This window comes from Sporosarcina koreensis (assembly GCF_042655825.1).
GTDB classification, from domain to species: Bacteria; Bacillota; Bacilli; order Bacillales_A; family Planococcaceae; genus Sporosarcina; species Sporosarcina koreensis.
Window position 1 is genome coordinate 396,790 of sequence record NZ_JBHSNP010000029.1, and the last position, 14,471, is coordinate 411,260.

Annotated in this window: 14 protein-coding genes; 3 read left to right on the forward strand and 11 right to left on the reverse strand. The window is 48.3% G+C overall.

The window, feature by feature from the left end; genetic code table 11:
* Positions 1 to 75: 75 nt before the first annotated feature.
* Complete coding sequence (locus ACFPTP_RS17750; protein WP_381447591.1) at positions 76 to 1,092, forward strand: AI-2E family transporter; 1,017 nt, start codon at positions 76 to 78, stop codon at positions 1,090 to 1,092.
* A gap of 62 nt (positions 1,093 to 1,154) precedes the next feature.
* Here ACFPTP_RS17750 and ACFPTP_RS17755 read toward each other — a convergent pair whose 3' ends face one another.
* The 11 genes from ACFPTP_RS17755 to ACFPTP_RS17805 all read right to left on the reverse strand — a co-directional run bounded on the left by ACFPTP_RS17755 (position 1,155) and on the right by ACFPTP_RS17805 (position 13,092).
* A complete protein-coding gene (locus tag ACFPTP_RS17755; protein ID WP_381447593.1) occupies positions 1,155 to 1,691 on the reverse strand; it encodes a PepSY domain-containing protein in 537 nt (178 codons plus the stop codon).
* 87 nt (positions 1,692 to 1,778) lie between these two features.
* Complete coding sequence (locus tag ACFPTP_RS17760; protein ID WP_381447595.1) at positions 1,779 to 2,396, reverse strand: PepSY domain-containing protein; 618 nt, start codon at positions 2,394 to 2,396, stop codon at positions 1,779 to 1,781.
* Positions 2,397 to 2,435: 39 nt separating this feature from the next.
* The gene (locus ACFPTP_RS17765) at positions 2,436 to 3,797 is read right to left on the reverse strand and encodes a sensor histidine kinase (RefSeq protein WP_381447598.1); all 1,362 of its coding nucleotides are present in this window, start codon (positions 3,795 to 3,797) and stop codon (positions 2,436 to 2,438) included.
* Complete coding sequence (locus ACFPTP_RS17770; protein WP_381447600.1) at positions 3,787 to 4,488, reverse strand: response regulator transcription factor; 702 nt, start codon at positions 4,486 to 4,488, stop codon at positions 3,787 to 3,789. The genes ACFPTP_RS17765 and ACFPTP_RS17770 overlap by 11 nt, the downstream gene beginning before the upstream one ends.
* An 88-nt stretch (positions 4,489 to 4,576) precedes the next feature.
* Positions 4,577 to 5,404: an undecaprenyl-diphosphate phosphatase gene (locus tag ACFPTP_RS17775; RefSeq protein ID WP_381447602.1), complete on the reverse strand. Its 828-nt coding sequence runs from the start codon at positions 5,402 to 5,404 to the stop codon at positions 4,577 to 4,579.
* Positions 5,405 to 5,407: 3 nt separating this feature from the next.
* Positions 5,408 to 6,019 carry a DedA family protein gene (locus tag ACFPTP_RS17780; RefSeq protein ID WP_381447604.1) on the reverse strand — a complete coding sequence of 204 codons (612 nt, stop codon included), beginning with the start codon at positions 6,017 to 6,019 and terminating at the stop codon, positions 5,408 to 5,410.
* Positions 6,020 to 6,350: 331 nt separating this feature from the next.
* A complete protein-coding gene (locus ACFPTP_RS17785) occupies positions 6,351 to 7,634 on the reverse strand; it encodes a DUF4139 domain-containing protein (RefSeq protein WP_381447606.1) in 1,284 nt (427 codons plus the stop codon).
* Positions 7,635 to 8,184: 550 nt separating this feature from the next.
* Entirely contained in the window at positions 8,185 to 9,807 is a 1,623-nt protein-coding gene (locus ACFPTP_RS17790) for a long-chain fatty acid--CoA ligase (protein WP_381447608.1), read from the reverse strand.
* Between the two features lie 108 nt (positions 9,808 to 9,915).
* Complete coding sequence (locus ACFPTP_RS17795) at positions 9,916 to 11,064, reverse strand: acyl-CoA dehydrogenase family protein (protein ID WP_381447610.1); 1,149 nt, start codon at positions 11,062 to 11,064, stop codon at positions 9,916 to 9,918.
* Between the two features lie 13 nt (positions 11,065 to 11,077).
* Positions 11,078 to 11,845, reverse strand: coding sequence for a 3-hydroxyacyl-CoA dehydrogenase (locus ACFPTP_RS17800; RefSeq protein ID WP_381447612.1), 768 nt, complete (start codon positions 11,843 to 11,845; stop codon positions 11,078 to 11,080).
* A 98-nt stretch (positions 11,846 to 11,943) separates the two neighbouring features.
* Positions 11,944 to 13,092 (reverse strand): thiolase family protein, encoded by a 1,149-nt coding sequence (locus tag ACFPTP_RS17805; RefSeq protein WP_381447614.1) that lies wholly within the window; start codon positions 13,090 to 13,092, stop codon positions 11,944 to 11,946.
* A gap of 199 nt (positions 13,093 to 13,291) precedes the next feature.
* On the opposite strand from ACFPTP_RS17805, the gene ACFPTP_RS17810 reads away from it, so the two are divergent.
* Positions 13,292 to 13,645, forward strand: coding sequence for a lmo0954 family membrane protein (locus tag ACFPTP_RS17810; RefSeq protein WP_381447617.1), 354 nt, complete (start codon positions 13,292 to 13,294; stop codon positions 13,643 to 13,645).
* Between the two features lie 13 nt (positions 13,646 to 13,658).
* Positions 13,659 to 14,297 (forward strand): PspA/IM30 family protein, encoded by a 639-nt coding sequence (locus ACFPTP_RS17815; protein ID WP_381447620.1) that lies wholly within the window; start codon positions 13,659 to 13,661, stop codon positions 14,295 to 14,297.
* Positions 14,298 to 14,471 lie beyond the last annotated feature (174 nt).

Sequence of the window (14,471 nt, forward strand, 5' to 3'; positions counted from 1 at the left end):
TTCTTTATCCCCCAAGTGGATACTACTAGTAATAGTTTTATTATTTACATATTATTTGGATATGCGAGGTACTATATGGATTCAATATCGGATTTTTTTCGTAAAAAAGGAGTCAAGCGGTTCATTATTTTTGCTTTAATCATCCTCATTCTATTCAGCGTAAGAAGTATGATGAATTTAATTTTGCTCACCTTTATTTTCTCGTTCTTAATGAATCGGCTTGTCGATTTTACAGTCAAACGTCTACGAATCAATCACAAAGTGACCGTGATTGTCCTCTACACAGTAATTGTCGGTATGCTGACTATCAGCCTCGTCAAATATTTACCTATTATCACAATGGAAATCAGCCAGCTTATTAAACAAATTACGAGCTTCTCCATTCAATCACATGACAATCCACTTCTTGTTTTTCTTGAATCCATTATTTCCAGCGACCAGATTAAAGGGTATGTAGAGAACGGATTTTCATTTTTACTAAAATCGTTTACAGACATTAGTAAAACGAGCGTACAAGTACTCATCGCCCTCATTTTAAGCTTGTTTTTCCTTCTTGAAAAACCGCGGTTGATTGAATTCACGAATAAATTCAAGAACAGCAAAATCGCTCCGTTTTATTACGAAATCGAATTTTTCGGCAAGAAATTTTCCAGGACATTCGGTAAAGTGATCGAAGCGCAGTTCATCATCGCATCTATCAATACGGTATTGACGGTCATTGTCCTCATGGTGCTTGGCTATCCGCAAATCATCGGCTTGACGATCATGATCTTCTTCTTAGGACTTATTCCGGTAGCGGGTGTCATCATCTCTTTGATACCACTCTCTCTAATCGGCTTTACGATCGGCGGCTTTTTGACAGTCTTTTACTTGCTCATTGCCATCATGATCATCCATGCAATTGAAGCGTATATTTTAAATCCGAAGCTGATGTCTTCGAAAACCGATTTACCGGTGTTTTATACGTTCATCGTTCTTATCTTCTCGCAGAACTTCTTCGGCGTCTGGGGGCTGATTATCGGGATCCCGGTGTTTGTATTCCTGCTCGACATACTCGATGTGACAGACAAAGAACCGGGACAGACTGCCTAAACATAAAAAATGCGGACAGTATGGCAGCTGTCCGCTTTGTTTTTATGTTTTTGACGAATTACTCAGTCTTCATCCTGTTCGAATGAAAGGATGTCACCAGTGAAGGCATCAATTTCGAGTTCGTATTCGATATTGCCGTCTTTCAATTCGATTTCGTATACATTGTCATCCAATTCGAAATCAGTTACAACGCCGCTTGCTTGCTTCTTAGCAATCGCAATCGCTTGCTCTTCCGTCAGCATCGTCTTGCTGTCCGGTTTCACAGCCTGTTTTTCCTTTGCAGGTTCAGCAACTTTTTCGTTTTCCATTTCTTTTTCAAACTTAATGATTTTCCCCGTGTATGCGTCTATCTCAAGATCGTACTCATACTTTCCTTCTTTCAAATCGACTTCATAATGGTACCGGCCATCGTCTTCATCCAGCTCGGCTTCCGTCACAATGCCGCCCTTCACTTTGTCTGTAGCGACCTTTTTCGCATCCTGCAACGAAATCATCTTGTCTGACTGCTTCCCGACGGCTGGAACAGATTCCTCCGCCAATGCAACACCGCCAATAGCTAAAACTCCTGCAACTGCAGGGATCAACATCCATTTTTTCATATTTGTTTTCCTCCTTTTTTCATCTATCTCCATCATACATTGCGAAGATGAGAGGACATTGAGAGGAATATTAGAAATTGATGAGAATCAATCATCCCAAGTGACGGTCAGAACTTTGCCTGAAATCGCATGGATTTGGTACGTGACTTCATCCATGTCATCAGCCGTATCGATATCGATCTGCACTAAATAATAGCCACCGTCCGCGGAATTCACAAAATCCACGTCATCGACCTTGCCAATCATCCCGGCCGGTAATTGGGATAATGCAATCTTTTCGGCCTTCTTCTCAGAGATGAGGACAGTTTTCTGCGGCTTGGATTGCGCCGGTGCTTTGCTTACATCCGGATTTGGAGCTTCCGTCGATTCACCATTCACTTTATCCGTATCGGCGGGCGATGCTATACTTTCATTCACATTATGAGTTTCCTTTGTCTGAATGAGCGAAAGGACTTTGCCCGATCCGGCATCGACCTCCGCGGCGTATTCAGCCCCCGCTCTTGAAACTTTCGCTTTATATACAGATCCATCCAACAGCAGATCTTTCACTTCTCCATCGTAGATCATCGCCAATTGGGAGCTGATTTCTTGCTTCGGCAAGATTTCCGCCTTCGTCAGCTTTCCTGTCGTATACAGCTGTCCCGCGACAACAATGACGATTGCCAAGATAATCGGAATGAACCAAGGTTTTTTCCATATGTTCATGCAAAAACCCCTCCTTTCCTACATCTTACTGTTCCAACATTAAAATTCACTGAGAACCTTCCTATTTGGAATGAAAACCCGGATGACTGTCCCCACATCAATGACACTTTCAATCGTCAACGTTGCGCCAAGTCCTTCGGCAATCTCCTTCGCAATGGAAAGCCCCAACCCAGTTCCACCTGTCTTTCGACTCCGATCCGACTCCACCCGGTAAAAACGATCGAATATATGCGGCAGATCCGATGGCGGAATCCCTTTGCCATAATCCTTCACGGTGATTTCCACTTCGTCCTGCAAGTCTTTGACGGAAGTGTGAATTTCCCGTTCACTGTATTTCAGCGCATTGTCAAGGAGAATGAACAATAGCTGCTTCACAAACTTTCCGTCCGTTTCGACTGGCATTGGACCGTCTACCTCGACAACGATTTCCCTTCCATACGCTTGTCTCAATGGTTTGACCACCTCTACGAGCAACGAACTCAAATCGACTTGCGCGAAATCAAACGCCTGGGACCCGCTGCTCTTTGCCAAATCGAGCATTTGCTCAATCATCTCTTTCATCCTGCCCGTCTCCGAAATAATAGCACTCAACGCCTCATCGACGACTTCCCGATTTTCGAAACCCCTTCTTGCCAGCAACTTGGAGTAACTTTCGATTACGGTCAACGGCGTTTTTAATTCATGAGATGCATTTGAGACAAACTGCTCCTGCTTCATGAAGTTCTGTTCCAATTGTCCCATCATTTCATTGAATGTCCGCTCCATTTGGGCGAGTTCGTCATTCCCGCTTACGACGTCAGTCAACTTTTCAAATGTCCCGGATTTCCGGCTTCTGTTCATCGCCGTTATGAGCTTTTCAATCGGCTGGGTAACAATCCTTCCGAGCGTCATGCTCGAGAGAGTGATCGGGATCATTGCAAATATCGTAACACCGATCAAGACATACTTCAGCACCCGCATATTTTCTTCAACATTTGTCAGCAATTGCGTCATTTGCATCGTAACGACTTCACCTGTCTGCCATATGATCGGCATCGAAATGGTTAACGCTTCCGTTCCCTCGAATCGGCCGATCGTATATGAATTGCTCGGATTCTCATGGCCTTCGACTTGTCCAAGCCCGACCAATGATTGAACATTGATGAGCCGTTTATTATTACCGTCGACGATTGAGATGGCGCCATTTGCGGGAATAAATGCCCGTAGCACGAGACCGGCATCCACTTCTGTCTCCAACTGGCTCAACGCAGCGGTCAGTTCCTTTGCCCGGCCTAGCAGCTGCTCATATTCAGTGTCATGGGACATCCTTTCGAAAAGAAAGTAGATGAGGATGTTCGCGAGCACGAGAAGAATGAACATCAATAGGGTCGAAAAAAGATGGATCTTCTTTTTAAGCTTCATGGGCCGGTTCCTTCAACGCATATCCGACGCCCCGGACCGTTTGAATGAGGGAAGGAGCATTCTGCCGATCAATCTTCTTCCGAACATACCGGATATAGACGTCGACTACATTCGTGTCCCCGTAATAATCAAAGCCCCAAACTGCATCGAGCAGCTGCTCCCGCGTGAGCACCTGATTCGGATGCCGGATCAGATGAAACAATAAATCATATTCCCGTGGCGTCAAATCGATTGATTCGCCGTTTCGCTTCACTTCACGGGTTTGCTCATGAATTGATAATCCAGCAAATTCATGAAGGAATACATCAATCACTGGTGCCTTCTTTCGGGACGTGCGAATGGCCGACCGAACGCGAGCAAGCAACTCTTCGATTTCAAACGGCTTCGTCACATAATCGTTCGCTCCTAAATCGAGTCCCGTCACCTTATCTTCCACTTCGCTTTTTGCTGTCAATAATATAACCGGCGTACCATCTTCTGCCGCCCGGATCCTCCGGAGCACGTCCAATCCGTTCATGCCGGGCAGCATGAGATCTAGCAGCACAAGATCCCATTCCTGCTCCTTGAACTTAATCAAACCTTCCGTCCCGGAATGCGCGACGCCGACCGAGTACCCTTCAAACTCAAGCTCTAACTGAAGGACGCGTGCGATTGCTTCTTCATCCTCAACGATCAATATTTGCTCACTCAAGTTCCTCACCGCCGTTTTTTCCTTTAGTGTAGCAGAAGACTGTTTCAGGGGAATAAAAAAACGACCCGTAAACGAGTCGTCAATGCCATTATAAAAATACGATTGCCGCTAAAACGATTGCCAGGAAAATTCGATAGATCGCAAACGGAACGAGTTTGATTTTTGAAACCAACTTCAGGAAGAAGCGGATCGAAACGAGTGCGAAGACAAATGCGCTTATAAAGCCGACAATATAAAATGAAAGGTAATCCATCGTCATGTATTCCCAGTTTTTCAGAACTGACACAAGGCTTGCACCTGCCATGATCGGCACCGCCATGATGAACGTGAAGTCCGCCGCAGTCCGGTGGCTCATTCCAAACAGGACGCCGCCCGAAATCGTTGCACCCGAACGTGAAAACCCTGGCCATAATGATAGACATTGGACAAGCCCAACGGTGAATGCCTGCCGATATGTAATCTGGTCCAATGATTGGATTTTTGGTCTCTTCGGTCCGAATTTATCCGCAGCAATCATGAGGATTGCTCCCGCGACAAGTGCGAAAATGACGGTTTGAATGCTGAACAAATAATCATCAATTAGATCTTTGAATGCAAATCCAAGAATAACTGCAGGAAGCATGCCGACGATGACGTGCATGAGATTGAAACGATTGGTCATTTTCTTGCCGTCGATCTTATACAGACCGACCAAACTGAGCAACCTCTTCCAGAACACGACGACAACCGCTAAAATCGATCCTAGCTGGATGACGATTTTAAATGTGTTGGCCGGATATTTTCCAAGGAACTCCTCCGTCTTCAACCACATATCGTCCACAATAATGAGATGGCCTGTTGAGGAGACCGGCGCAAACTCCGTCATCCCTTCCACAAAACCCAGAATCAACGCTTTTACTAATTCAAATAAATCCATCCACTAAGCCCTCTTTCTGCGGAAACGGATGTAACCGATACAAACCGCAATTCCGCCAATTGCTAACACCACATAAACAATGTTTGAGTAGACGTCCATGTAATGAACGATCGATTCCCAATTTTCTCCGACCGTAAATCCTATTGTAACAAGAATGGCGTTCCAAATGAAGCTCCCGAGAATCGTCAACGCCATAAAAAGCGGAAAATTCATATGGGACATTCCGGCAGGAACCGAAATTAGACTACGAACGAGCGGGACGAGACGGCAAAAAAAGACTGTCCAAGCCCCATATTTCTCAAACCAGCTTTCGGCCCTCCGCAAATCCTTTTTCGATAGGCGCAGCCAGCGTCCCCGCCGCTCCACAAACCTCTCGAGCCTTGGCACATCGACAAGCAGGCCGATGCTATAGAGAATCATCGCGCCGACAACCGAACCAATAGTGGCTGCGATTATGACGCCCATTTTCGTCATCGTTGTAAAACTTGTCGCAAATCCGCTGAACGTCAAAATGATTTCCGATGGAATTGGAGGAAATATATTTTCAATCAAAAGCAGGAAGCACACACCAAAATATCCGTGCTCACTTATGAATTCAGTTATCCAATTTTCCATGGCACTCTCCCTGGTCTTAAAATTCTTCATTCGTCCATTTTATCAGACGCATGCCTCCACATTGAGGTTCCAACCTGTCCTTTGGATTGTACGTATGAAAAAGTAAGAATATGAGTCGCTTTGTCGTGGATAAGTTTATCGAAAAATAGACTTATGCACCGAAAACTGTGGGTAAGATTGTTTATATGTTTATAATTTCTGATAAATGAGGTATTTGAGGGCGAATATTATCCACATGTGAATAAAAAACACCCGTCAAACTGGTTTTATCCCCAGCCACGGGTGCTTCTCCACATTTATTAGATATATACACAGGTTGAAATGTTATTCATTAGAAACCAATTGTCCTTCTCGCGGAGCGATCGTGGCGGATTGTGAACTTCACTTTTTCCTCCACATTGACAGGTACATGAACAGGCAACACGATCTTGTCACGTTTCTTCTGCCACTCATGTGTCGATTCATCCACGGTCCATAAGTGGCCGGGTACCGGTTGGCGGATGACCGCTTCGACCGGGGTGCCTTTTGTATTGCAGATTTTATATTCGTATTCGGTATACTCGTATCCGCCTTCTTTATATTTGCCCGATTTTTTCGCCTTCACTTCGATGTCGCAAGCCTCTCCCGATTTCAATCGGACTTTTTCATTCACTTCGGTATGTTTGATGGCGTACTCGCCGATAAATTCTGCGCTGCCATCATCCGGGTTCGTCCGATACATCTTGAAGACCCCTGCCGGCAATGGAAAACCGAGACCGTTCTCCGCCGTATTATCAAATTCGATGAAGATGTCCGGGTTTTCCGTCTGTTCATTGATTTCATAGATAACGCGCGCTTTCGAGTTGGTGGATGAAAGAAGCCGCAGCTGTTTCTGCTGACGGTCTTCCAAGTCGATCTCCCGCGGGAACGTGTACGTATGGAAATCGGAGAAAGCCTCTGTTTTCTGTTGTCCGCGCCTTGAAAGCTCGGCGCTTTTCTCTTCGTTTTCATTGCCTGCTTTACTTAATTTTCCTGATATAAGGCGAAGTTTTGCATCGTTGAACGAGACGCCGGAATAATTCTTCATCGACAGCCAACCCGACAAGTCGAATCGGTCGCCATGCATGGAGATGACATAATCCGCTTCCCATGTAACGCCGCCCGTCAAATACGAAACGCACACTTCTTCGCCCCGTTGCCCGGCGATTTTCCAGACGAGCGTCGGCTCCACATGATTCCCGCCTTCGATTTCAGGAAATCGAATTTCGCCTTTCGGATTGATGATAATCTCTTTCGTCTCGACGTCTTGCATGACGATTGGGCCGTTCCCACGCAGCAGCGTGTATGCGCGATCCTGTTTGGTGAAAGGATCCATGATCGTCAGTTGGCGGCCAAGATACCTTTCATAAATCCTCAATTCATCCATCAAGTCGTATTCATACACAAGCTCAGACACGTCCACCCCTTCAACGATGATCGATTCGGGCTTCAACTTCCTCGCCACCCCGACAAAGTGGACCTCATCATTTTCCGCAAACTGCGGAATGGAACGTGTATCCTTCACAAGCGCAAAGCCATCGTTGTAAACAGTAAGGGAACAAGCTGTCGTCTCGGATTTCGGAATTCTGTTCAGCATGGTAAAACCTCCTATGTGATTGAACATTCCTCCTTATACGCTATTCCCTTTTCTGATGGAATTAATGCGAAGGTGTGCGAATAAAGTTTATCACCTAGTTTTGGGGTGTTATCACCGACTAGGGGGAGTTTATCACCGACTTAGGGTGCGTTATCACCGACTTGGGATGCGTTATCACCGACTCTCGACGTTTTATCACCGACTTGGGGAGATTTATCACCATTTGACCGCAATTCAAGTTGTAAATCGTCTGTTTGATGATGGATTTCAATTGTAAAATGCGTTATCACCACTTAGATGGGGTTTATCACCGCTTAGGCGGAGTTTATCACCGCTCACGCACACTTTATCACCACTCAGATGAGGTTTATCACCGCTTAGGGCGTTTACCACCGATTCAGGACACTTTACCACCGACTTAACACTGTTTACCACCGATTCTCGATGCTTTACCACCGACTCTCGGCACTTTACCACCGATTCGCCGTAAAAGTGGCGATTTCCCGTAAAAAAACCACCCGCTAACAAGAGCGGGTGGCACCACACCAATTCACACTTCCAACACATGGCCTTTCAATTGATCGCGCAAGGCGGCTTTCAGGAATTTGCCGACGGATGTTTTCGGGATTTCGTCCAGGAACACGACGTCGTCAGGAACCCACAGTTTCGCGAACTGGCCCGCCAAATAGTCGAGCAGTTCGGCTTTCAGTGCATCATCCGCCGTTTTGCCCTCTTTCAACACGACGCAGGCAAGCGGGCGTTCCACCCATTTTTCATGCGGAACTGCGATGACAGCCGCCTCAAACACTGCTTCATGCGTCATTAAGGCATTCTCCAAATCGACGGAAGAAATCCATTCCCCGCCACTCTTGATCAAATCTTTCGTCCGGTCCATCAGCTTCAAATAACCGATATCCGTCATGACGGCGATGTCACCCGTATAGAGCCAGCCGTCCTTGAACGCTTCTGCCGACCGGTCGTCCTTGTAATATTCGCTCGCAATCCAAGGGCCCCGCACCGCAAGTTCGCCCATCGTCTTGCCGTCCCAAGGCACTTCACCTTCTTCATTCACAACTTTCACTTCAAGCCCCGGCATGATCAGCCCTTGCAACGCGCGGATATCGATCCGTTCATCCATCGGCAACTCCTCCATGCCGGATGTGTAGACCGACAAGCTGACGAGCGGCGACGTTTCGGTCATGCCGTATCCGACGTAGAACGGGACCCCGAGTCCCTCTTCGAACGCACGGATCAATCCTTTCGGAGATGCGGAGCCGCCGCTTACAATTCCGCGAAGCGATGAAAGTTCCCGCGGATTTTGCTGCTGCTCCTTCAAAACCGCCAGCCAAATCGTCGGTACGCCAGCAGTCAGCGTCACTTTCTCCTGTTCAATCAAATCAAGGATGAGCTGCGGGTTGAAGCCCGGTCCCGGAAGCACCTGCGTAGCCCCGTAGAATACAGCAGCGAACGGCATCCCCCATGCATTGACGTGGAACATCGGAACGATCGGCATGATGACATCGCCTTCACGCAGTCCCATCGCATCTGCCAATCCAAGTGCAAAGCTATGAAGGACGATGCCGCGGTGCGTGTAGACGACCCCTTTCGGATTGCCCGTCGTTGCGGATGTGTAGCACATCCCGGCAGGCGTGTTTTCATCCAAGTCCTCCGGATAATCATACTGATCTGATGCCTCTGCAAGCAACGCCTCATAGGAATGGACATTCTCAAGCGCCGTTTCCGGCACATCTGTGCTGTCGCCCATGATGACATAATGCTTCACCGTCTTAAGCATCGGCGCCAACTTCTCCAGATGAGGGAAAAGATTATCATCGACTAGGAGTATTTCATCTTCCGCATGATTGATGACATACGCGATATGCTCCGGTGCCAGGCGAATGTTCACCATATGCAGGATCGCTCCCGTACTCGGCACGCCGAAATATGCTTCCAAATGGCGATGATGGTTCCAGCCGAACGTCCCCACTTTCGTTCCGTGCTTCATCCCCAATTTCGTCAAGGCATTCGACAGCTTTCTCGTCCGTTTCGCAAATTCACGGTATGGAATCCGATGGATCGTGTCCGGCCCTGTACGAGAAATGATTAACTTGTTCGGAAAGAATTGCTCCGCTCGTTTAATGAACGACGACAATAATAATGGTGTTTGCATCATTTGAATCGCTCCCCTTTTGCACTTTTATATTGTGACGCATGTACTACCATCCCCAGCAGCCGCTTGTGCCCACCCAATCATATGCGGACAAGCATCCTGCTATTCTATTTACAATCCCATATTCTTCGCGATGATCATCTTCATGATTTCATTCGTCCCGGCGTAAATCGAAGCGACCGGGATATCGCGGTATCTCCGCGCAATCTTATATTCCTCCATGTAGCCGTATCCCCCATGCAGCTGCATGCATTCCGTGGAAATCTCGCGCGCGGTCTCGGTGATCCAATATTTCGCCATCGACACTTTCGTCACGACGTCCTTGCCGGCCAGATGATCTTCGATGAGCGACTCGAGAAACGCTTTGCCGAGCTCCACCTTCGTCGCGATTTCCGCGAGCTTGAACTGCGTATTTTGGAATGAACCGATCGGCTTTCCAAACGCCTCCCGTGATTTAACGTAATCAAGCGTCATTTGAAGCATATCTTCTGAAGCGGTTTGCGCGGACAATGCGACGAGAAGCCTTTCCTGCTGAAGCTTTTCCATCAGGTAGCTGAAGCCCTTCCCTTCCGCACCAATCAGATTTCCGACTGGCACCCGGCAATCTTCGAAGTAAAGCTCCGCCGTATCTTGCGAGTGCATGCCAACTTTGTCGAGCTTCCGCCCTTTCGTAAATCCAGGCGTCCCTTCCTCGATCATAAGCAGGCTGATGCCCCGATGCTTCGGCTCAGCGTGCGGATCCGTCTTCACGACGACGAGGAACAGATTCCCGTTCACACCGTTTGTAATGAACGTCTTTTGCCCATTCACGACATAATGATCGCCGTCTTTGATGGCTGTCGTCCGGATGTTGGCGAGGTCCGAACCGGTTCCGGGCTCCGTCATTGCAACGCCTGTAATGATATCGGCGGTGATGCATCCCGGCAGCCAACGCTTCTTCTGTTCGTCCGTCCCATACGATTCGATGTACGGAACGACGATGTCATTATGCAGGCCGACCCCCGTCAACCCCGCTCCGACCCGTTCCATCTCTTCTCCGATGATGACCCCGTAGCTGAAATCGAGGCCAAGTCCGCCGTATTGATCGTCTACTTGCGGACAAAGGAACCCCATTTCCCCGAGCTTCCGCCAAAAACCGACGGGAATGAGCCGGTCCTTTTCCCATTCCTCATAATGGGGAACCGCTTCCTTCGCCAAGAACTTCCTAAGCGTCTCCCTGAACAGGACATGTTCATCTGTTTCAAAACGATAGCGTGCCATTCGATTCCCCCCTTTATTTCGCTTGCATCCTTATTGCCCCGTCGAGCCTGATCACTTCCCCGTTCAGTAGCGGGTTCGTAAAAATGCTTTCGACTAATTTCGCATACTCATCCGGCCGCCCAAGCCTTTTCGGGAATAATGTCATATCGACTAGCGCATTTTGAGCTGGTTCGGGAAGTCCTGCGAATAGTGGTGTTTCCACTAGACCTGGCGCAATCGTCATAACGCGGATGCCGTATCCAGCAAATTCACGGGCAATCGGCAATGTCATCCCAACGACTCCGCCTTTCGATGCGCTATATGCCGCCTGCCCGATCTGCCCTTCGAACGCCGCCACGGAAGCAGTGTTCACGATAACGCCCCGCTCGCCGTCCGCATTCGGCTCATTGCTCATCATCGCTGCAGCCGCCACCCGGATGACATTGAACGTGCCTGTCAAATTGACGCGGATCACTTGCTCAAAACGGTCAAGCAACATCGGTCCGCCTTTCGACACGACTTTTCCTGGCGTCGCGATACCTGCGCAATTGACGACAGCATTCACCTTTCCGAACACCGAAACAGCTTCCGCCACATTCGCTTCGACATTTTCCGCAATCGCCACATCCGTTTTCAGGAACAAAACATGGTCCCCAAGCTCGTCGACCAATGCATTGCCACGTTCTTCATTCATATCGAAAATAGCAACTTTGCCACCTGCAGCCACGATTCGACGAGTCGTCGCCTCCCCTAAACCGGAAGCTCCTCCCGTGACAATCGCTGTGATATCTTGCATTTCCATTTGTCCATCCCCCTTGTATCAAGTCAACCTCGGTGTCATTGCATTTTAAATTTGAAGTTAGCCCATTTAATGAACGATAGGGCTATTTCCGAATCTGGTTAGATCCGTTCAATAATCGTCGCGTTCGCCATGCCCATCCCTTCGCAAATGGCGAGCAGTCCGTATCTTCCACCCGTACGCTGAAGCTCCTTCACCATCGACACGAGCAGTTTCGTCCCCGTTGCACCGAGCGGATGACCGAGCGCAATCGCTCCGCCATTCGGGTTGAGCTTCTCCGGATCTGCGCCCGTGTCCTTCAGCCAGGCGAGCGGCACGGGAGCGAATGCTTCATTTACTTCATACACGTCCATATCTTCTATTGATAGCCCCGCCTTCAACAGGACCTTCTCCGTCGCTTCAATCGGGCCGGTCAACATCAACGTCGGATCGGAGCCGACAACTGTACAGGCCACGATCCGTGCAAGCGGCTTCAATCCAAGTTCCCCCGCTTTTTCCTTCGACATAAGCAGGACCGCGGACGCACCGTCGCTCATTTGACTTGCATTTCCTGCGCTGATGACGCCATTTTCATCGAATACCGTTTTCAGGCCTGCAAGCACTTCAGGTGTTGAATCTGGACGCGGGCCCTCATCCTTCGCAACGGTTTCCACTTCACCATCGACGCGATTCACAGCAACCGGCACGATTTCGTCATCGAATTTTCCTTCTTCTATGGCACGAATCGCTTTCTGATGGCTTTCAAATGCAAAACGATCAAGTTCTTCACGGGACAGTCCCCATTGTTCCGCAATGCGCTCCGCCGATAAGCCTTGGTTAATAATCTCGTGCTTTTCCATCAGCTTCGGGCTCGGTTTGGCGTCTCCCATGTTTGAGAACATCGGTGCCCTCGTCATGCTTTCGACGCCGCCGGCAATGACGATGTCCATATCGCCCGATGCAATCGCCTGCGAAGCAAAATGGACCGCCTGTTGGCTCGATCCGCATTGGCGGTCGATCGTGACGCCCGGTACATGGACCGGAAAGCCTGCAATCAACGCTGCAGTCCGCGCAATATTGCCGCCTTGTTCGCCCGACTGCGTGACGCAGCCTAAAATGACATCCTCTATATCGCCTTTATCAATTCCTGCACGCTTCACAAGTTCTTCAAGGACGACTGCGGCAAGCTCGTCCGGACGATATTCAGAAAAACCGCCTTTCCGCCTTGCGACCGCGGTCCGCACGCCTTCGACAATGACTACTTCTCTCATATCGACACCTCATTCTCTGAATTAATTGATAGTTCGTATAGTTATAGCTTACAGGAAAGCGTTCCCAATATCTAGAGAATTTTAGGTGTGCCTAGTCCGGAATCGGTCTCAAGTCGTAGATGGAAATCCGCTTTGCGCCTGTTTGGATGAAGCGATGCGCATTGTAAGATGTAGATACAACGAAAGGAGGAACAACAATATGAAAAAAATTGGTCTAACGATTCTCGGCATTGTGGCGGCAATCGTTGTTCTCGCAAACTTAGGGTCGATTTTGGCGCTCGCTATTTCCGGTGCGATTGCTTTTGCAGGATTCCACTATTACAGGAAGAGTGATTCGACATTCCTGAAGCTGTTCTGGGGGATCGTTCTGCTGATCGGATTGGTGACAGCCGTTTCGAACGTGCCTGCATTCATCGGCATCATCGCTTTGCTTGGTGTCTACTATGTATGGCGTAAATGGAACGAGCGTACAAATGACAATGTGATCGAAGCTAAATATTCCGATGACCCGTTCGTCAACTTCGAACGGCAATGGGATGAAATTACAAAATAAGGAGGAAAACAGGATGAACACATTATGGAATAGAATTAAGTATACGGTGCAAGCTGACTTGCACTCGATGCTCGACAAAAAGGAATCGAAAAATCCGATTGCGATGTTGAATCAATATATAAAGGAAGCAGAAAAACAGACGGAATCGGTCGGCAAGCTGTTGGAGCGTCAAGGGAAGTTGAAAGTTGAGCTCGAGAAAGAGTTCACGGAAGCGGAAGCGATGCTTGCAAAACGCCGCCGTCAATTGGAGCTTGCGCAGTCGACGGGCGAAGAGGATTTGGTAGCGTTCACTCAGGATGAAATCCATACTTATGAGGCGCGTGCAAACGAATTGGCGGCTAGCATTACGCAGTCGGAGCAAGAGTTGATTGCGCTTGAACGCAAATTCGAGGAAATGAAGCATAAAGTGAAAGATATGAAAGTCCGCCAGCTGCAATTGATGGGGAAAGAAAACGTCACACGCGCGCATCGCCGCATGGATCAATTCATCTCCCCTGAAACTGGTGACAAGCAAGTTTCAAGCGTCGAGGAAATGAATGCATATATTGAAAATCTCGGCAGCAAGATCAACCGTGAGTATGAAGTGTCGTCGATGGAGCGTCGATTGGAAATGCTTGAGAAAAATGCCGCATCCAAGACGGAAATTGTGTAATATAGAAGTGCGGAGAGTGGCGGTTAGCTACGACAGGCGCTGGAGGGATTGAACAAAATGCGCTTTTTGCCTTTTGTTACAAGACCGAAGCGACCCGAGTAGCTGCCACTCGGAGCCGGACAACAGTAATTAGATGGGAAGGTATCCACCTTCCCTCTTCCATCTGACATCAAG